Genomic DNA, 19,635 nt, shown 5'->3' on the forward strand with positions numbered 1-19,635 from the left:
CTTTATGTTGATGCGTGGTTTTTTGGGTGGAATATTACTCCTTCTGTCTTGCTTTGCTTTTGCTGAAGAATCAATACCCAATATTGATAATGAAGATCAGCTTACCGAAGTTATTGCTAAGCTTAATGAAAAAAATGAAGATCTTCGTCAGAATATGGAGTATCAAAAAGCGCATTTAACCAGCATCATCAATGAACAAAATAATATTAATACCCAAATTTCCCATGTTCAAAATACGCTCGCAACCCTTGCTGAACAGGGCGAATGGTTAAGTTTTTCAACAGCATTAGGTGAAACCCTTCGCCAACAGTTATTACGATTACCTGAAAAACCTAAATCACAACCCCTTGATGCTGAAATCGCAGAAGCCAAAGTTCAGCAACTCAATTATTCAAATACCTTAGCTAGGCTAGATAGTTACCCTACGTTACCAAGTAATTTGAATAATCTAAAATCAGCTAGTCAATATCGCCGTTTATTAAGAGAACAAAGTGAGCTCATCAAAACGTTGATTTCGGGTACTGATACCACGATTCTTGAACTAACTAAATTAAAAATATCGAATAAGCAACTAACCAATGCTATCGATGAGGTTAATGATGCTGCACACCGTTACTTTTTCTGGGTTGCTGACGTCAATCCCGTTTCATTAAGTTTTATTCTTGATTTAGCCAGAGATGTAGTTTATGTCACCGTTCAAATTGATACGCTGTCACAACTATATAATGCTGGTGTTGAAGTGCTTAGTGCGCCAAAACCATTGTTTTTCCTAGTATTATCTTTATTGTTTGTATTTGTACATTTCAAAATGCGAGGAAAATATAACGCTTTCTTGAATAAATCGGCGGCTCGGGTTGGTAAAGTCACCCAAGATAGTTATTCACTTACTTTGGAAGTGATTGTTTTGTCATTAATTATGGCATTGCCGGTTCCTATTTTATGGGCTGCTTTAGGTTATGCTCTTCAAATTAACTGGGATTATCCTGTAGCCGTTGCTCTAGGCTATGGTGTTAATGCAGCTGCTCCAATTTTGTGGGTGTTTATTATCACCGCGCATTTTGCGTCTCAAAATGGGCTATTTATTACTCATTTTGGATGGTCAAAGAAAAATGTCCGTCAAGCTATGAAATATTATCAACTGTCGGTTTGGGTGGTTATCCCTTTAGTAATGGTTGTAATGAGCTTTGATCAGTTTAACAATCGTCAATTTGCAGCAACGATCGGTCGTACCGCATTCATTATTCTCTGTTTTGCACTCGTATTTATGACTAATTCTATTCATCGAGCTGGAGTTCCACTTTATATCGATAAAAAAGGATCTGGCGATAATTTATTAAGTCATATTCTGTGGTTTGTGTTGTTGAGTGCACCATGGTTAGCCATTATTGCTGCTTGTTTAGGTTATTTATCGACAGCTGAAGTGTTATTAGGACGATTAGAAGCTTCGGTAATTATCTGGTTTGGCTTGTTAGTGGTCTATTTTATGATACGCCGTTGGATGTGGATACAAAAACGACGAATTGAATTTGAACGAACAAAACAACGTCGATTAGAACGTATGCAGCGCGCTAAAGGAATTGAAGAAGATCTCACCCCATTAAATGATAATATGGATGAACCTGTTATCGACTTAGATGCGATCAGTGCCCAATCATTACAACTAGTCAGGTCAATTATTATGCTAATTGCTTTAATTAGTATGATTTTACTTTGGTCTGAACTTCATTCCGCTTTTGCCTTTATGAATAATATCAAGCTATGGGGAACAAGTACCATTATTAATGGCAACGAAATTGAACAACATATTACCTTAGGTGCTGTCTGTATCGCGATCTTGGTTATGACCATTACTGTTCAGTTAGTAAAAAACTTACCGGCGCTGCTTGAGTTAGGCATTTTACAACATTTAGACCTCGCACCCGGCACTGGATATGCCATTTCAACCGTATCAAAATATATTATTTTGATGGTTGGTTGTATGATTGCTTTTTCATTTATCGGGATAGATTGGTCTAAGATTCAGTGGTTAATAGCGGCATTAGGTGTTGGTTTAGGATTTGGTTTACAAGAGATTTTTGCTAACTTTATTTCTGGCTTAATTATTCTGTTTGAAAAGCCGGTAAGAATTGGCGATACCGTAACTATTCGTGATTTAACAGGTAACATTACCAAAATTAATACTCGTGCAATAACAATTGTTGATTGGGATCGTAAAGAAATTGTTATGCCCAATAAGGCTTTTATTACTGAACAATTGGTCAACTGGTCTTTATCTGACTCAATTACTCGTATTGTGTTAACTATTCCAGCTACGATTGATGCCGATAGTGAACTGGTTATGAAGCTATTACAACAAGTTTCAGAGGAGTGTGAATTTGTTCTTAACGATCCTGAACCGCAAGTCTTTTTAGTGGATATTCAAGAAGGTATTCAATTATTTGAGCTACGTGTTTTTGCAGCTGAAATGGGGCATCGTATGAAATTACGTAGCTCAATACAAAAATTGATTCTTGAAGCTTATCGCCAACATAATTTGACATTGCCATTCCCACCTTTACAAACCAATTTAGAAGCGCTTGGTCGCAAAAGTGGGCGTCGTAGTTATACAATTGGTACTATTTAACCAAACAAGGTTTCTAACCATGGCACCCCAAATGCACCGGGTGCCAATAAAACAAATGCCCAGATTGGTGCTGAAGCAATATTGGCGATATTGAATTTTGCTGCTGGCATATGCATTGTTCCTGCAATTAATGGAACGATTGCACGTAATGGTCCAAAGAATCGACCAATAAACACGCCGAAAGTGCCGTATCGCTGGAAAAATTGTTCAGCACGAAATATCATTTTTGGGTATTTATTTAAAGGCCATGAAGAGATTACCTGTTGGTGATAATGTTTACCTAACCAATAAGAGATAAAATCCCCTACAATGGCACCTAATGATGCCGATATCAAAACAGGGACAAACGAGATCACCCCTGTTCCCACTAATGCTCCTGCACCTAATAAAATTGCTGTAGCAGGTACCAGCAATGAAATAATCGCTAATGACTCGCCAAACGCTAATATGAAAATAATTGGCAATGCCCAAATTTGATGATGCTCAATAAATTGCATAATAGTATGCGTAATCTCATTTAATGACATAATTTTTTAGCTTCTATTTTTTTAGAATAACTCATTTTAACACAACAAAAGCAGTATAGTTCGACTAATCATTGGTAGAAACTAACAAAAGTAATAAGTTAAATGACAGGCTTTTTATTGATATCAACCTCAGTTATTATAATTGGAATTAAATTGCTAATAATGATGAGACATACCATGACAGTAGGCATTGAAAAATGTAATGTGAATAAATTTAAACAAGGTCAATTACAACCATTGCAAGAAGATACTGTCGCAATTGAAAAACCTGTTGCGCTTATTTATAACGGTATTTCTCACGTGGTAATGATGGCAACACCCAAAGATCTTAATTATTTTGCTATTGGCTTTTCATTAACAGAAAAAATCATCGAGTCTGTTGATGAAATTTATGGTATTGAGATCATCGATACTAAGCAAGGCATTGAAGTCCATATTGAGCTATCTTCACGACGTTTTATGCAATTAAAAGAAAAACGTCGAAATTTAACTGGTAGAAGTGGCTGTGGAATTTGTGGTACCGAACAGATAGAGCAAGTTTGCCAGTTTATTCCCCCCCTTTCTTTGAACGATAAAATTCATCTTTCTGATTTTGAACAGTCCCTTAATTATCTGAAGAAGGTTCAAACTGTGGGCAGCCAAACTGGTTGTACTCATGCTGCGGTATGGTTAGATTTAAACGGTAATTTTATTGTTGGATTTGAAGATGTGGGCAGGCATGTCGCTTTAGATAAGCTATTAGGCTATCGTGCCACATTTCTACGAAATCAAAATTTAAAAGGTGTAATTCTTGTTTCAAGTCGGGCAAGTTATGAAATGGTACAAAAAACAGCCCGTTGTGGAGTCGAGATCCTCTTTGCCGTTTCAGCAGCAACTTCTATGGCGATTGAACAAGCTAAACAGTGTCAGTTAACATTAGTTGGATTTTTTAGAGATACTCAAGGTGTTATTTATTCTACTAAAGAACGTATTCTCAAATAATATGCAGTTTTTATTTAAATTAATTAAAAATTAATCGATATTAATTATCACAATAAAAACAATATATTAACTTTTTTATACGAAGATATCTCATTCCACGTCTTTCTTTATTGGTCGAAGATCATCATAATATACGCTAAAAATAAAAATGACTTTGTTTTTATTATAGATTACGTGAACTTTTTCTATTTATGATTTTGATCACACAGTTTTATCAATTAAGTAGCTACTAAAATTTGAAAGGATAGTGTTATGCATCAAACAGCAGATATTCAACAAGCAGTTAACTATATTCAACAACACACAGACAAAAAACCAACAATCGGGATTATACTTGGATCAGGTTTAGGTCCTTTTGCCGATACTCTTGAAGATGCCATTCATATTCCTTATGACAATATCCCTCACTTTGCTAAATCTGCTGCTGTTGGCCATGCAAATGAATTAGTGATTGGTAAATGCGGTGATAAGACTGTTGTCGCAATGAAAGGCCGTTTTCATTACTATGAAGGTTTTTCATTAGATCAAGTTACCTTCCCTGTGCGTGTAATGAAAATGCTAGGCGTTGAAAAACTAATCATTACCAATGCTTGTGGCGCAGTCAATACTAGCTTTAAGCCAGGGGATTTAATGATAATCACTGATCACATTAACTTAACAGCCAATAATCCATTAATGGGGCCAAATAATCCTGAATTAGGGGTTCGCTTTTTGGATGTAAGCGAAGTTTATAATAAGCAATTAAGAGCAACAGTTAGCGAAGTAGCCAAGGAACTAAATATCACATTACAACAAGGTGTTTATGCTTGGTGGACAGGCCCAACTTATGAAACCCCAGCAGAAATCAGAATGATCCGTACCCTTGGTGCTGATGCGGTTGGTATGTCTACGGTTCCTGAAGCAATTATTGCTCATCACTCTGGCATTAAAACTATCGGTATTTCATGTTTAACTAATATGGCTTGTGGCATTTTAGATCAACCTTTAGGGCATGAAGAAGTGATTGAAACAGCTGAACGCGTTAAATCAACTTTCTTACAATTGATAACTAAAACAATTGCGCGTTTTTAATTTGTATAATTTCACATCAGCAGTTCACTTTATTTTGGATATAAATAATGAACATGAAGCATAGATTACAAGTAATGATGTTTTTCCAATATTTTATTTGGGGAAGCTGGTTGACAACTTTTGGTATTTATTTAATCAATACGTTGCATTTCTCTGGTGCAGAAGTCGGTCTGGTTTATAGCACTAAAGGCTTTGCGGCATTATTTATGCCGTTTATTATTGGAATAATTGCGGATAAATTTATTCCACCAAAATACTTATTTATGCTTTGCCATACTGTTTGTGCTATTGCATTATTTTATGCGGCAACCGCAACAACACCAATTCAACTTTATTGGTTGATGCTTATCAATGCAATGGCTTTTATGCCAACAATTGCATTATCTAATTCAATTAGTTATCACTGTTTAGATAAAAGCAATTTAGACTCTGTTACCGTTTTTCCAAAAATTCGTGTTTTTGGGACAATAGGCTTTATTATTGCTATGTGGACAATCAGTTTACTAAAATTCGATATTAGTAATGCACAGCTCTATATTGCTTGTGGTGCGTCTGTGATTTTGGTCATCTACAGTGCGACTTTACCTGATATTAAAGTCATCACTAATCAACAACAATCATGGATTTCACGCCTTGGTTTAGATGCGTTTGTATTATTGAAAAACCCAGTAATGTCGATATTTTTTCTCTTTTCGATGCTATTAGGGGCTATATTACAAATCACCAACACCTTCGGCGGAGCATTTTTGAAAGATTTTGGTAGAATCCCAGAATTTCAAGATAGCGTGATTGTACAACATCCAGCAATATTATTATCAGTGTCACAAATGGCTGAAGTTGCCTTCATTTTGACGATCCCATTTTTTCTCAAGAAATTTGGAATCAAAAAAGTCATAATAATCAGCTTAATCGCTTGGACACTTAGATTTGGCTTTTTTGCCTATGGTGATCCAACGCCATTTGGTTTTGTATTATTGATGTTATCAATGATTGTATATGGTTGTGCTTTTGACTTCTTTAATATTTCAGGCTCTATCTTTATTGAGAAAGAAGTTAACTCTAATATACGTGCGAGTGCCCAAGGGCTATTTATGACGATGGTTAATGGTATTGGTGCGATTATAGGTTCTTTCATCAGTGGTTTTGTCGTTGATATCAATACTCATGATGGATTAAAAGATTGGCACTCAATATGGTTAATTTTTGCGGCTTACGCATTAATTTTAGGTTTTGTTTTTTATTTTACCTTTAATTATAAACAATCTGCGAAGTAACATCTTATCAATATAAATAAGGGATACATAGTCCCTTATTTATCCTCTGTTTTTTTTGAGTATTACCATACCGTAAAAAATAGTGACATAAAGCCGCAAGATATAGCTTGTCGGCTATGATTGTTTTATGCGCCAATTATTGGCGATAAATATAGTTTTAAAAGTAATGAGATTTTAGTATGAAAGAAAAATTTTTTGGTGGTTTATTAGTTTTTTTAGGTGCATGTAGTTTTGGCGTTCTCTCTTCTATTGTAAAAACCGCTTATCAATCAGGTTATACCCTCGGACAAGTTACTGGTGTTCAATGTTTTTTAGGTATGTTGATATTATGGGGGATACATCTGATTGTAAAAACGCTCAAACAACCAAAGATTAAAAATAAAAAAACATTAACCCCAAAATGGAAAGTATGTGCTGTAGGTATATTTCCCGGATTAGTGGGTATTTGCTATTATCAATGTGTACAGTTGGTGCCAGCATCAATTGCGATTATTTTGCTTATGCAATACTTATGGATTAGTGTCATTATTGATTTTGTTATTTTTAAAAATAGACCTTCACCACTTCAATTAGTCACAGTCGTTATCATAATTGTTGGTAGTTGTTTTGCTGCTGGTCTTTTTAATCAAGCTATTGAATTAAATTTAACAGGTTGTTTATTTGGTTTTCTAGCAGCGCTTATGTATTCGCTTTTTATTACAACTAGTAGCAATATCGGCAATGAATTACCAAAATTAGAGAAAAGTGCCTTGATGATAACCGGTGCTTGTATTGTGACTTTCTGTATTTTTCCGCCACTATTTTTCTTTGAACTCAGTATTGACGATAAAATTTATCAACTCGGATTTTTATTGGCCTTATTAGGTACGGTCTTACCCCCTTTTCTATTTTCAGTCGGTATGCCTAAAATCGGCATTTCGTTGAGTGCGATTTTATCCGCTGCAGAACTGCCTGTAGCTGTAACCTGCTCTTATTTTTATTTAAAAGAATCGGTCTATTTGAATCAATGGATTGGAGTAGTGATTATTTTGTTTGCAATCGCCTTACCAAATCTAAAACATTTAAAGAAATAATATTCAATAAATTAAGTGTGGTTATCCACACTTAATTATCTTCAAACAGATCTTGTACTTAACTTTTTAACCAATAGTCTAAAGATTCTTTACAGGATTCTTTTGTTACTCACAAATATTATAACGTTAAGCATAGGCTGATTTTATCTATCGTGGAGATACAATAAGTTACCCTGCTCCCCATTATTTTATCCTGAAGAATATTTGACGTGATAACAATTAGTATATTGTAATAATTTCGAGCTCAAAATCGCTCGAGTGAAAAGAGCAAAAAAATAATCAGAATGCCAATAATATTTTTCACCGTTATTCTGCCCATTAAAATAATGAAATGTTTAAATAATCTCGCTAAATTAAATTAACAATATATCATTTATCAAATACTGGACAAAAATATAAAAAAATACTAGTATTTAATAACCTGAAAAACAGTAATGTTATTGATAAAATAGTTTATGTTTTTTAAGGTATTTTTTACATCTTTAAAATAAAGTCTTTACCGAGGTTGATACATTTTGTTATTTAGTTTATTTAGTTAAATAAAGTAGAAATGAAGTAATATTATCTTTTGGTATTTAAAAATTTATTGATCGTCCCAATATAAAGTAATATATTTTTATCTTAAAAATATTTTGCATCACCAAGAGTTAATTATTTTCTAAAAATATTTTCTAGTAGAGTAATAACGAAAGAGTTTAAGTCCGATATACGATAAATTAGTAGTTGAGTTTATCCCTTTTATTGCAAACATTTTCAAGAAGATTTGATACTTCTTAAATGGACTTATATCAACCAATGATTGGATTGAGGTATCAATATGCCCCCTAATCTATATTCTAAGACAAATATTTTATCAAGATGAATAGCTTGACTGAGTGATAAATGTTTAGTTGTAAGAAGTCTTATTTATTTTAATCCAGATAGAGTTTATTTAGTTAATCTTTGATTTGTAGATCATAATTGGTATTTTTTTAATTAGTTTTTTCAAAATATTATGGAGGGTACTGAAAAAATAGCCGGTTTAAATAAGCTAGTAATTAGTCTGATAGGCTTATAGTAATCGTATGGTCTTTTTTGTAAAAAAACCACAAGTTTTAATAGTCAGTAGTAAATAGCAGTATTTTAAAAATCTTAATTGATTTTTATTTATAAACATAAAGTTATACAGATATACCTTGGCAATGAGTGTTTATTATCAAATTTATTGTTCTATTTTTACCCTGAATTAAAAAGGAAGTTACAGAATGAAGACATATAAAAAGCCATTATTTACCTTAGTGCACAGTAATGATGCTATTCCTGAACACAAAACTTTAGCTTATTTAGATTCAACATTAAATGATTATACCGATCACATCGACGAAATTATTGGTTTACGTATCAAGGAGTTAAAGCTACACCATTCTGAATACAGGGAACATAATAATGACACTAATAAGAAATCAGGTTTTTCATTTATTTTCCCTGAAATATTTGAATCAGAACACCATAAAAAACAGATTAGCATGTTAAAAGAAGAGATGTTGATTGCCAAAGAATCCAATAAAGTTATGGAATTACTTAGTGATCGTTTAAAAGAATTTGCCAAATTTTACCCAGAAATACAACTTAATTTAAATAATGTTCAACTATTACCAACTAAATTTAAAGAGTACCTTTTTGCTCCACCTTTAGTCTTAACCGAAGATAATGCAATTATGCTTTGGGATGACTAGAAAAAAACTTAACAATAATTAATAAGCTAAAAATCTACAGTAGTAACATACTGTAGATTTTTTTTATTTATAGTTTTATATATTAACTATTAAATGCGCTTTCTCCGTGACTATTAATATCAAGTCCTTCACGTTCATATTCTTCTGAAACTCGTAAACCAACTGTAATATCAGCGATTTTATAAGCAATGAAGGCAATAATTGCAGTCCAAATTACACAGGTAATCACACTCATTAATTGTATGCCAACTTGACTAGCCATAGTAACGCCTTCGGCAAAGCCTATACCACCCAGTGATTCGGAGGTAAATACTCCAGTTAATATACAGCCAACAATACCACACACGCCATGAACGCCAAATACGTCGCAAGTATCATCTACTTTTAAGACTCTTTTTAAAGATGATACGCCCCATACTCCTGCAAAACCACAAGCAAGCCCAATTAACATTGCTCCACCAACACCAACAAAGCCAGCAGCAGGTGTTACACCAACTAATCCAGCTATTACACCCGATGCAGCGCCTAAACATGATGGTTTGCCACGTAGTATCCATTCGGCAATGGTCCAGGCGAGTACGGCTGCGGCTGTTGCAGCTACGGTATTGATGAAGGCTAGCCCAGCGATTTCGTCAGCGTGTGTTGATGATCCTGCATTGAATCCAAACCAACCAATATATAATATTGCGGCCCCTAAATAAACATAAGGTAGGTTGAATGGTTTTAATGGTTCACGGTTATAGCCAATACGGCTTTTAAGCATATAAGCACCTAATAGACCGGCAACAGCTGCATTGATGTGCACAACGGTTCCGCCAGCGAAATCCAATGCACCTTCATCACCAAGGATACCACCACCCCATACCATGTGTGCCATCGGAATATAGGAAAAAGTAAACCATAACACCATAAAGATAAGGACAGCTGAAAAACGGACTCTTTCAGCAAACGCACCTAAGATCAAACAACAAGTAATACAAGCAAATGAACCTTGGAATGCAATCCAAATTAGTTCGTAAATCGAACCTGAAATATCAGTAATACCAACATTAACCAATAAGAATTGCTCAAAATTGCCGAAAAACCAGTTACCTTCACCAAATGCTAATGAATACCCATAAGTAATCCATAATACAGCAATTAAAGAAAAGGTGACTAAGACTTGCGATAACATGGATAGCACATTTTTAGATCGTAATAATCCGCCATAAAAAAATGCGATACCAGGCACAGACATAAATAACACTAATGCAGTACAAATCATCATAAAACCATTATCGGCTTTATCCGCAATTTCCACTTCGCCGGCAAAGACAGGACTAGTTAACATCAAACCTAAAGAGAGAATAATTTTCTTCAACATAATGATATCCTTATTGATTGTTATAGTGCTGACTCATCAGTCTCGCCGGTACGAATTCGAACTACGTGTTCTAATGGCGTAACAAATATTTTGCCGTCGCCTATTTTTCCGGTATAAGCAGCTTTTTTAATGGTGTTAATGACTTCATCGAGTAATTCATCGCTAATGGCTAACTCTATTTTTACTTTTGGTAAAAAGTTAACATTGTATTCAGCGCCTCGGTACAGTTCGGCGTGACCTTTTTGTCGACCAAAACCTTTAACTTCAGTAACAGTTAAACCAGTAACACCTATATTGGATAGTGATTCCCTAACCTCTTCTAATTTAAAAGGCTTAATAACTACAGTGACAAATTTCATCCATTACTCCTTATAACTATTAATCTTATTAAAGTTAATGCAAAGGGCGTGCCAAAAATTAAAAAGAGGGTGATTAATATTGTGAAATACTTAAAATGAGTAAAGGTTATCAGTTGCTATTTAAAAAAAGTTGAGGAACGGGGTTTTTGACGCTGAAAATAACCTCATTGTCGCACTAATATGGTGCTTGTGCTTATTTTTGGTGCTGTTTTAAATGTGCCAAATTAGAATGTTACCATTAATTTTCGATATTCATCATAAGCAAAATGGTCGGTCATACCGCTGATATAATCCTGAATTAAACGACAACGATAGTAAAATTCCCAACAATCAAAGTGTTGATTGTCTATCTGCTCAAGTGCTTGTTGATAAGCTACGCAATGTTTTGCTGATAGTTTGTGATACAACCGAGTTTCGATAGGATATTTTTTGTGATTACCTGTTTTGACTAATTTTATAAAATCATCAGTAGGCATAGCTAAAAGTGGGCTGTAGATCTCTAGCAATCCAGTAATGATTCGGTAACCTTGCAGTTCGATATTTTCAACCGTTTCATGGTTAAAGATGTGTTCAAAGCCAACTGTTTTGAATATACTAAGTAATTTATATTCCGCACCATGATCTTCAAGTAGAGCATGATTAAAGGAACCATGATAAATTGCTTCGATGTTTTCGATAAATCGTTCAGCTGCATGAGGCACGAGTTGACCAATGGTATTTACGCGCAGATACATAAAAAACTGGTCGATACCTATCGCTTCAAATTCATTCTTTTTCAAATTTTCATAAGGGCGATTCACAACTTCATCAAATAAATCACCTTTTTTAACGGGTCCCCATGCTTCTTTTAAATAATGATAAAGCTGCTGAACAGTTAAAATTTTCTTTTCTACAGCATCTTCAAGATCGGCGATACAGTAGGAAATATCATCTGCTGCTTCCATAATATAAGTGAGCGGATAACGATGGAAAGGTTGGATATCAAGTTGTTCCGAAAGTGTTTTAATAAAAGACTCTTCAGATAGATAATACCCAGGTTTTTTCATTAAGTAATTAAATTCATCAGGTATAGGATCAGACCAATAAGCTGGTTTCGAATATTTAAGAATTGACGCAATTTGCGAGTAAGTTAAATTGAGTCGTAAAATCGTATGAACTAATCGAATCGCTTGTGCATTACCCTCAAAATTAGAGAGATCTTGGCGTATTTTCAATTTTAATGATTGAGTTGATTGATCATCTGTATCCTGAATATTAAGCACTGAGTAGCATGACGTTTTATCTATACCTAAACGCATACCAAACCAATGATTGATTGCCGCTTCACCAAAGTGACCAAATGGTGGATTACCTATATCATGCATTAAGCAAGCCATTTCAACTAGGCTTTCAATTGACATAACTGAATTTTCAAGGCCAAAAGCTTTTAATTGTCCAGATATATTAAGTCGATAAATAATCTCTTTTACAATATAACGACCAACTTGTTGTACTTCCATTGAATGAGTAAGGCGTGTTCGAACGACAGAATTACGCTCTAACGGAAATACTTGTGTTTTTTGTTGTAAACGCCTAATGGCAGCAGAATTAAGGATGCGACCACGATCACTTTCGAAAAAGCGTAAAACCGAGTAATCATCAAATGCTTCACGCGGTTTACTTGCATATCGTTGATAATTAATTTTTTTACTAAAGTCGATCATATCGCAGTCCCTTGATTTAATCAGCTATAATTTTTGTTTTGCCCACGCTATTGGTTGACTATATTCCGCTGGTAATAAAAAGGATAATTGGTTTAATGCTTCAATTAATTTTGGACTATAGTTATGAGTTAGGTTGATGTGTCCAACTTTTCGCCCTGCTCTTACTTCTTTTTCATACCAGTGTAGATGCGCTAAATCAACTGATAACCATTTGAGATTAAAATCTGTTCCAATCAAATTCACCATGACCGATGGGCAAAAAACATCCGGTTTAGGCATTGGTAGTCCTAAAATTGCCCTTAAGTGTAATTCGAATTGGCTAATAGATGCCCCATTTTGGGTCCAATGCCCGCTATTATGTACTCTTGGCGCTAATTCATTAATTAGTAAGTTATCCCCAATAACAAAACATTCCATCGCCATAACGCCTACATAATTGAGTTTATGCATGATGCTTGAAAGCATCTGTTCAGCTTTATTCTGCAATGTATTATTTTTACTAGGAATGGCAACACTCATTTTTAAAATGCCATCTTGATGGAAATTATTTGTTAATGGATAAAAGACAGTTTCACCTTTGGCATTTCTGGCACCAACTAGTGATAGCTCTTCTTCAAAAGGAATGGCTTGTTCAACAATAGCATGTTGATAAACATCATCTGGAATCGAATCGTGAGCAGTTATGCGCCATTGGCCTCGACCATCATAGCCACCTGTTCGACGTTTAACGATTAATAAATCACCCAAATTTTTAAATAAATTCGACCAATCATTTTCATTATTAAGCGGGTACCATTTAGCCGTAGGTAAGTTAAGCTCATCAAGTAACTGCTTTTGACTTAAACGATCTGCTATTATTGGAAATACATCTCGATTAATGAAGTGGGGGTGGCTAGCTAAGAGTTGAGTAAACGTTGTTTCGGGCCAACGCTCAATTTCAGCAGTAATGACTGAACTTTGATAAGGGATGGTTGCAGGATCAACATCCAAGCCAACTGGATAGACATGGATTCCTAAAGGTTCACCAGCCTGTCTAAGCATTCGTCCTAGCTGGCCATTTCCTAAAACACAAACAGATTGCATTGTCATATTAAATATCGACTCTCGGATCAGGATTACTCAAAACTTCATCAGTTTGACTCAATCGCCAATTTGATAAACGTAGATAGATCTCTGGGTTATGCAATGCTAGAATTTGTGCAGCTAATAAAGCTGCATTTGCCGCTCCAGCTTTACCTATAGCTAAAGTACCAACAGGAATACCTTTAGGCATTTGTACGATAGAATAAAGGCTATCAATACCACTAAGCGCTGCACTTTGAACTGGAACACCTAACACTGGTACTAGTGTTTTCGCCGCTAACATACCAGGTAAATGCGCAGCCCCACCTGCTCCAGCTATGATCACATCAAAACCTCGTGATTTGGCATTTTGCGCAAATTCAAACAATTTATCGGGTGTTCGGTGTGCAGAAACAATTTCGACATGATAAGCAATGGTTAAAGTATCTAAGATATCCGCAGCATGTTGCATGGTACTCCAATCACTTTTCGAGCCCATTACAATGGCAATTTTAGGTTGAGTATGCATAAACGTTTATAGGAAGATATAAAATATTAAGTGTTCAAAGTATACACTAAAATTAAATGAATGGGCTAGCAAGAAGTAAGGTTGATTATCAATAAGTTAAATTATCAGATTGAGAATATCCGCCAAGATTATGACGGATAATTATCTGTATATTACGGACTCACTGCCGCAACAATTTTTATTTCAATTAAATACTCTTTTTTCATTAACCCTGCATTAACGGTACAACGAACAGGCGCTTTTCCTTTTGCTACCCATTCGTCCCATGCTTTGTTCATGGCAGAAAAATCGTTTTTGTTTACTAAAAATAGTGTAGCATCAAGAATGCGAGTTTTATCACTATTTGCTCTAGCCAAGATGTGATCTATTTCAGCTAATGCACTTTTAGTTTGTATATAAGCATCATCACTCAAATCAGTTGGAACACTAGTATAGTAAATTACATTGTTATGAATTACTGCTTCTGACCACCTTTCCGCAGGATCTATTCGTGTTATTGTCATTATATTTTCCTTAAAGACTATTTATTAAGATACCTTTATAAAATCCGAACGCAATTTTTTAATCTCATCACGTAATACACCTGCTTTTTCAAATTCAAGATTCTGAGCAGCTTCGTACATCATGGCTTCAAGTTCTTTAACTCTTGCCTGAACTTCTTTTATTGAAACATAATTATACTGACCACCTTGTTCAAATGCTTGAATTTTAGCCGTTGATTTTTTAGTGCTTAAACCTGCATCTAAGATATCTTTGATTTCTTTACGCACTGATTTTGGTGTAATTCCATGTTCCTGATTGAAATCTTCCTGTTTTTTACGACGCCTTGCAGTTTCATCAATAGTGAGTTGCATTGCTGGCGTAATTTTATCAGCATATAATATTGCTTTACCATTAACATTTCGAGCTGCGCGTCCCACGGTCTGAATTAATGAGCTTTCTGAACGTAGAAATCCTTCTCGGTCAGCATCTAAAATTGCGACTAATGATACTTCTGGGATATCTAATCCTTCTCGAAGTAAGTTAATACCAACTAATACATCAATCTTACCTAAACGCAAGTCGCGAATAATTTCCATTCGTTCAACAGTGTTAATATCAGAATGCAAATATTTAACATTGACATTATGTTCTGATAAATAGTCTGTCAAATTCTCAGCCATTCGCTTAGTCAATGTTGTCACAAGAACGCGTTCGTCTTGGTTTATGCGTAATTTAATTTCAGACAAAAGATCATCAACTTGAGTAGCCACAGGCCTAACTTCGATGATTGGATCTAATAATCCTGTAGGTCTTACCACTTGTTCGATGATTTCACCTGCTGATTTTTCAATTTCATATTTAGCAGGTGTTGCCGAAACATAAATTGTTTGTGGCATGATATTTTCAAATTCTGTAAATTTTAATGGTCTATTATCTAAAGCCGAAGGTAATCGAAAACCGTATTCAACCAGATTAAGTTTTCGCGATCTATCACCATTATACATTGCACCCAATTGTGGGATTGCTACATGCGATTCATCAATAAACAATAAGCCATCAGCAGGTAAATAATCAAATAATGTTGCTGGCGGATCGCCTGCATTTCGTCCTGCTAAATAACGAGAATAGTTTTCTATCCCAGAACAATAACCAAGCTCTGTCATCATCTCAATATCAAATAGTGTGCGTTGAGTTAATCGTTGCTCTTCTAGTAGACGATTATTGTCCAACAATACTCTTTGGCGTTCTTGAAGCTCTTGCTTAATTTCAACAATTGCGTCATCCATGATATTTCTTGGTGTGACATAGTGTGTTTTTGGATAAATAGTAATACGTGGTACTTCATTAATTGCATTACCTGTTAATGGATCAAATATGACTATTCTTTCAACTTCATCATCAAAAAGCTCAACACGCACTGCATGTTCATCTGAATCAGCTGGAAATATATCAATCACATCGCCACGAACACGAAAAGTACCGCGACTAAAGCCAATTTCATTACGTGTATATTGTAATTCTGCTAAGCGCGTTAATACTGCGCGTTGGTCAGTAATCGTCCCTCTTGCCAAATGTAATATCATTGACATGTAAGTTTCAGGTGCACCTAAACCATAAATAGCCGATACCGAAGCAACGATAACAACATCACGGCGTTCTAATAATGATTTGGTTGCCGATAGTCTCATTTGTTCAATGTGCTCGTTAATCGATGCATCTTTCTCTATAAATGTGTCTGTAGACGGAACATAAGATTCTGGCTGATAATAATCATAATAAGAGACGAAATATTCCACCGCATTATCTGGAAAGAACGCTTTCATTTCACCATATAGTTGAGCAGCCAAAGTCTTATTAGGCGCTAAAATAATTGTTGGGCGATTATGCTTTGCAATAACATTAGCCATGGTAAAAGTTTTACCAGATCCTGTTACTCCTAATAATGTTTGATGCGCAATTCCATCATCAAGATTTTGATTTATACGATCAATTGCTACCGGCTGATCACCTGCTGGTTTAAAATCAGAACATAATTTAAATTTTCTCATTACATCGCAACCTAAAATTTCACCTATTAATAAAAATTATCCCCAAAAACACTTGACCTTTAAAAATGTTATATTTTTTGTTCAGTTAAGTTAAAAGTTTGTTAAGACATTATTAAAACTATACCTTGATTTATCGTAACGTTATGATTAATAATAATTATTAAAATCATGGCTAAGTTGTAATCAAATTAAATAAAAACCTGATAGACATTGAAGTTAGCACACTTTTCAATTAACTATTCACAGACTTATCCACAGGCAACGGGGATAACTTGCTAAGTATAATCAATATAGACTTTTTTGAATTTTTAGCTTAAAAAAACGCCACTAAAAAAAAGTTTTTTTATTGATTATTTCTATTTTTAAGTCTCATTTTAATAGTTTATAACTAATCCATTATTTGATACGCTCAATTTTATATTGATAGCCAACAGTATCATTTGGCACAAAAGTTAATCGATGAGTGATGCATTTTGGTGCATCTTCTGCATGATGTGAAACAAACAATAATTGTGTACGACCTTTATCGATTAAATTATCAATCCAATTTTTTACTAGTTCTCTATTTAGATGATCCAGTCCTTGTAGCGGTTCATCTAAGATAAGTAATGTTGGATGTTTCACTAAAGCTCTCGCTATCAATACTAATCGCTGTTGTCCCCAAGATAATGATTGAAAGGGTTTATCGGCTAAATCAGTCAAATCTAGTAATTGTAACCATTGCTTAACTAACTTTGCTTGTTTATCACTAATCGCTTGGTAGACCCCAATTGAATCAAAGTACCCCGATACCAACACATTTTCCACACTCAAGCTAACTCGATAGTCAAGATGAAAACTACTACTGACATAACCAATATGACGTTTAATATCCCATATTGTTTCGCCAGACCCTCGTTTTCGCCCAAATAGCGTCAAATCATTACTATAACCCTGAGGATGATCGCCAGTTATTAGACTTAATAATGTCGATTTACCTGCGCCATTTGGACCAATGATCTGCCAATTTTCATTCGCTTTTACCAACCAACTAAGTCCATTAATAATTGCCTTTCCATCATATTGAACATGACCATTATTTAATATAATGCGGTCTAATGTATCGGGTAGTTGAATGGGTGTTTCATCCGGTTCGGGTAAAGTAAAGTTTGATAGCTGTTCTAAATTCGCAAGTTGCTTGATGGCTACGTCATTTAATATGGTGTCTTTGGATCCAAATTTCAATAGCTGGCAGTTAGCAAGTATTCCAATATTTTTTACAAATATTGGGATTTCATTAAAACGATTCAACACCATTACAATCGTAATATTTTTTTCAGCGAGTTGTTTAAGTTTTTCAGCTAGGTTTGCTCGAGATGCAACATCTAAACCATCAAACGGTTCATCTAAAATTAGCAGTTCCGGTCGGCTCATTAATGTGCGACATATCAATGTTTTGCGTGTTTCACCGGTTGAGAGATATTTAAAGCGACGATCTAACAGATGTTCAATACCAAATTGTCGGGCTAAATGTTCGCAAAGTTCGGCATCTTGATTAACTTCTTGAATAATTTCTGCTGTAGTTAATCCAGTATCATCTTCGTTGTCACTAAGCATATCGGTATTATTGCGTTTCCATTCATCATCTATTATTTTTTGAAGTTGCTCAAATGAGATATGCGCTATTGATTTAAATTGATTGATAACTTTACCCGACAATAACGGTTGATTACCAGCTAATGCTTTAGCCAATACCGACTTGCCCGAGCCATTTCGACCTACAAAAGCGACAATGTCACCACTATTGATAGTCAATGATTCAATTTTAAAAACGTTGAAATCACTTATTTTATATACTGCATTTTCAATTTGTAACATAAATACCTCAAACTGCTAGACTAATGTGGCAACAATGATGTTCTGGGGATGGATGGATATGGTAGTTTTTTGGCCTTCGGTTAATTTTAGATGATTAATTTCACTGGTTGATTTATTAGCATAAAGCATCATACCGGAAGGTAATGAAAATGAGATCTCAGATAATTGACCATCGCTTACTATTTTTTCAACTTTAACTCTCATTTGATTTTCATTTAAATCATTCAATTCAATCAAAGGTGCTTTAATCAATAAAAGAACAGTTTTATCAATATTCAATTTTAAACGCGCAATACTTTGTTGAGTTATATAAGCTTTTAATTCAGTTTGGTTATCACTTAATTTTACTTTTACAAACCCAGCTATATTGTTAGTTTCAATGCTCGAAACATTGCCATAGATTTGATTACGGGCGCTAGTCTGTAATGATAATTTAGCGGTTATTTTTAATATATCATCAAGAGGAATATTGTCGTCATTTAGAATATTAAAAGCATTATATTGTAACTGAGTTAAGAGATCATAAAGTTGAATAAACCTTATCGCATAAGCGCTAAGTTTTGTGCCTCCGCCATTTTTACCACCCGTTGCTGTTATTAAAAAAGGTTTTGGTGATAACTGATTGATTTCGTTTATCGCATCCCAAGCAGTTTTATAGCTAATACCGACTTTCTTAGCCGCTTGGGTTAGTGAGCCAGTTAGTTCAATTGCTTTTAATAAGGCAATTCGTCTGGGATCAGTAAATAATTGCTGATTTATGTTTAAAGTTAATAATATTTCTGGTGACAGCATTACTTTATGCCTTAATTGAATAAACAAGCTACTTTCAATAAAAAAGTTAATCTATTGTAGACGTTTTTTTCTTTTCCTTCAAAAAATGTCCTTAGCCATATTCGTAAAGAATAAAAATAGTGTACTGCTTAAAGTTTGATTGTACTTTATTAATAAATTTTGATAGCATCGCTAT

Annotated in this window: 16 protein-coding genes; 6 read left to right on the plus strand and 10 right to left on the minus strand. The window is 34.5% G+C overall.

Features of this window, described 5'->3' with window-relative positions; all coding sequences use genetic code 11:
• Positions 1 to 4 precede the first annotated feature (4 nt).
• The gene (mscM, locus tag J3U18_RS00925; protein WP_065562554.1) at positions 5 to 2,623 is read left to right on the plus strand and encodes a miniconductance mechanosensitive channel MscM; all 2,619 of its coding nucleotides are present in this window, start codon (positions 5 to 7) and stop codon (positions 2,621 to 2,623) included.
• Here mscM and J3U18_RS00930 read toward each other — a convergent pair.
• Entirely contained in the window at positions 2,620 to 3,150 is a 531-nt protein-coding gene (locus J3U18_RS00930; RefSeq protein ID WP_065734591.1) for a DedA family protein, read from the minus strand. The two genes, mscM and J3U18_RS00930, sit on opposite strands and share 4 nt — an antisense overlap.
• Positions 3,151 to 3,327: 177 nt before the next feature.
• Between J3U18_RS00930 and fdhD the strand changes: the two genes are divergently transcribed.
• From fdhD to J3U18_RS00955, 5 genes are all read left to right on the plus strand, one after another.
• Positions 3,328 to 4,131 carry a formate dehydrogenase accessory sulfurtransferase FdhD gene (gene fdhD, locus J3U18_RS00935; protein ID WP_267352688.1) on the plus strand — a complete coding sequence of 268 codons (804 nt, stop codon included), beginning with the start codon at positions 3,328 to 3,330 and terminating at the stop codon, positions 4,129 to 4,131.
• Between the two features lie 252 nt (positions 4,132 to 4,383).
• Complete coding sequence (locus tag J3U18_RS00940) at positions 4,384 to 5,202, plus strand: purine-nucleoside phosphorylase (protein ID WP_267352689.1); 819 nt, start codon at positions 4,384 to 4,386, stop codon at positions 5,200 to 5,202.
• 47 nt (positions 5,203 to 5,249) lie between these two features.
• Positions 5,250 to 6,476, plus strand: coding sequence for a nucleoside permease (locus tag J3U18_RS00945; protein ID WP_065734593.1), 1,227 nt, complete (start codon positions 5,250 to 5,252; stop codon positions 6,474 to 6,476).
• A gap of 179 nt (positions 6,477 to 6,655) precedes the next feature.
• Positions 6,656 to 7,549: an EamA family transporter gene (locus J3U18_RS00950; RefSeq protein ID WP_267342836.1), complete on the plus strand. Its 894-nt coding sequence runs from the start codon at positions 6,656 to 6,658 to the stop codon at positions 7,547 to 7,549.
• 1,244 nt (positions 7,550 to 8,793) lie between these two features.
• Positions 8,794 to 9,264: a hypothetical protein gene (locus tag J3U18_RS00955; RefSeq protein WP_267352690.1), complete on the plus strand. Its 471-nt coding sequence runs from the start codon at positions 8,794 to 8,796 to the stop codon at positions 9,262 to 9,264.
• A gap of 82 nt (positions 9,265 to 9,346) precedes the next feature.
• Here the strand turns inward: J3U18_RS00955 and amtB are convergent, their stop codons facing one another.
• The 9 genes from amtB to J3U18_RS01000 form a co-directional block, all read right to left on the minus strand.
• Positions 9,347 to 10,627 carry an ammonium transporter AmtB gene (gene amtB, locus J3U18_RS00960; RefSeq protein ID WP_267338329.1) on the minus strand — a complete coding sequence of 427 codons (1,281 nt, stop codon included), beginning with the start codon at positions 10,625 to 10,627 and terminating at the stop codon, positions 9,347 to 9,349.
• 20 nt (positions 10,628 to 10,647) lie between these two features.
• Positions 10,648 to 10,986, minus strand: coding sequence for a P-II family nitrogen regulator (glnK, locus tag J3U18_RS00965; protein ID WP_267352691.1), 339 nt, complete (start codon positions 10,984 to 10,986; stop codon positions 10,648 to 10,650).
• Between the two features lie 224 nt (positions 10,987 to 11,210).
• A complete protein-coding gene (dgt, locus tag J3U18_RS00970; RefSeq protein WP_267352692.1) occupies positions 11,211 to 12,689 on the minus strand; it encodes a dGTPase in 1,479 nt (492 codons plus the stop codon).
• A gap of 24 nt (positions 12,690 to 12,713) precedes the next feature.
• Positions 12,714 to 13,772 carry a 5-(carboxyamino)imidazole ribonucleotide synthase gene (purK, locus tag J3U18_RS00975; protein ID WP_416380373.1) on the minus strand — a complete coding sequence of 353 codons (1,059 nt, stop codon included), beginning with the start codon at positions 13,770 to 13,772 and terminating at the stop codon, positions 12,714 to 12,716.
• A 7-nt stretch (positions 13,773 to 13,779) separates the two neighbouring features.
• Complete coding sequence (gene purE, locus J3U18_RS00980; protein WP_267338327.1) at positions 13,780 to 14,280, minus strand: 5-(carboxyamino)imidazole ribonucleotide mutase; 501 nt, start codon at positions 14,278 to 14,280, stop codon at positions 13,780 to 13,782.
• A 152-nt stretch (positions 14,281 to 14,432) separates the two neighbouring features.
• Entirely contained in the window at positions 14,433 to 14,783 is a 351-nt protein-coding gene (locus J3U18_RS00985; RefSeq protein ID WP_267330200.1) for a RidA family protein, read from the minus strand.
• Positions 14,784 to 14,807: 24 nt separating this feature from the next.
• The gene (gene uvrB, locus J3U18_RS00990) at positions 14,808 to 16,811 is read right to left on the minus strand and encodes an excinuclease ABC subunit UvrB (RefSeq protein WP_065562566.1); all 2,004 of its coding nucleotides are present in this window, start codon (positions 16,809 to 16,811) and stop codon (positions 14,808 to 14,810) included.
• Positions 16,812 to 17,207: 396 nt separating this feature from the next.
• A complete protein-coding gene (modF, locus tag J3U18_RS00995; RefSeq protein WP_267338326.1) occupies positions 17,208 to 18,668 on the minus strand; it encodes a molybdate ABC transporter ATP-binding protein ModF in 1,461 nt (486 codons plus the stop codon).
• A 15-nt stretch (positions 18,669 to 18,683) separates the two neighbouring features.
• Entirely contained in the window at positions 18,684 to 19,460 is a 777-nt protein-coding gene (locus tag J3U18_RS01000) for a TOBE domain-containing protein (RefSeq protein ID WP_267352694.1), read from the minus strand.
• Positions 19,461 to 19,635 lie beyond the last annotated feature (175 nt).

Source organism: Gilliamella sp. B3482 (assembly GCF_026536805.1).
Taxonomy (GTDB): Bacteria; Pseudomonadota; Gammaproteobacteria; order Enterobacterales; family Orbaceae; genus Gilliamella; species Gilliamella apicola_E.

What these genes read in the sequence shown, in the direction of transcription:
- mscM (WP_065562554.1), top strand. Translation starts at nt 5, where the DNA reads ATGTTGATGCGTGGTTTTTTGGGTGGAATATTACTCCTTCTGTCTTGC.
- J3U18_RS00930 (WP_065734591.1), bottom strand. Translation starts at nt 3,150, where the DNA reads ATGTCATTAAATGAGATTACGCATACTATTATGCAATTTATTGAGCAT.
- fdhD (WP_267352688.1), top strand. Translation starts at nt 3,328, where the DNA reads ATGACAGTAGGCATTGAAAAATGTAATGTGAATAAATTTAAACAAGGT.
- J3U18_RS00940 (WP_267352689.1), top strand. Translation starts at nt 4,384, where the DNA reads ATGCATCAAACAGCAGATATTCAACAAGCAGTTAACTATATTCAACAA.
- J3U18_RS00945 (WP_065734593.1), top strand. Translation starts at nt 5,250, where the DNA reads ATGAACATGAAGCATAGATTACAAGTAATGATGTTTTTCCAATATTTT.
- J3U18_RS00950 (WP_267342836.1), top strand. Translation starts at nt 6,656, where the DNA reads ATGAAAGAAAAATTTTTTGGTGGTTTATTAGTTTTTTTAGGTGCATGT.
- J3U18_RS00955 (WP_267352690.1), top strand. Translation starts at nt 8,794, where the DNA reads ATGAAGACATATAAAAAGCCATTATTTACCTTAGTGCACAGTAATGAT.
- amtB (WP_267338329.1), bottom strand. Translation starts at nt 10,627, where the DNA reads ATGTTGAAGAAAATTATTCTCTCTTTAGGTTTGATGTTAACTAGTCCT.
- glnK (WP_267352691.1), bottom strand. Translation starts at nt 10,986, where the DNA reads ATGAAATTTGTCACTGTAGTTATTAAGCCTTTTAAATTAGAAGAGGTT.
- dgt (WP_267352692.1), bottom strand. Translation starts at nt 12,689, where the DNA reads ATGATCGACTTTAGTAAAAAAATTAATTATCAACGATATGCAAGTAAA.
- purK (WP_416380373.1), bottom strand. Translation starts at nt 13,772, where the DNA reads ATGCAATCTGTTTGTGTTTTAGGAAATGGCCAGCTAGGACGAATGCTT.
- purE (WP_267338327.1), bottom strand. Translation starts at nt 14,280, where the DNA reads ATGCATACTCAACCTAAAATTGCCATTGTAATGGGCTCGAAAAGTGAT.
- J3U18_RS00985 (WP_267330200.1), bottom strand. Translation starts at nt 14,783, where the DNA reads ATGACAATAACACGAATAGATCCTGCGGAAAGGTGGTCAGAAGCAGTA.
- uvrB (WP_065562566.1), bottom strand. Translation starts at nt 16,811, where the DNA reads ATGAGAAAATTTAAATTATGTTCTGATTTTAAACCAGCAGGTGATCAG.
- modF (WP_267338326.1), bottom strand. Translation starts at nt 18,668, where the DNA reads ATGTTACAAATTGAAAATGCAGTATATAAAATAAGTGATTTCAACGTT.
- J3U18_RS01000 (WP_267352694.1), bottom strand. Translation starts at nt 19,460, where the DNA reads ATGCTGTCACCAGAAATATTATTAACTTTAAACATAAATCAGCAATTA.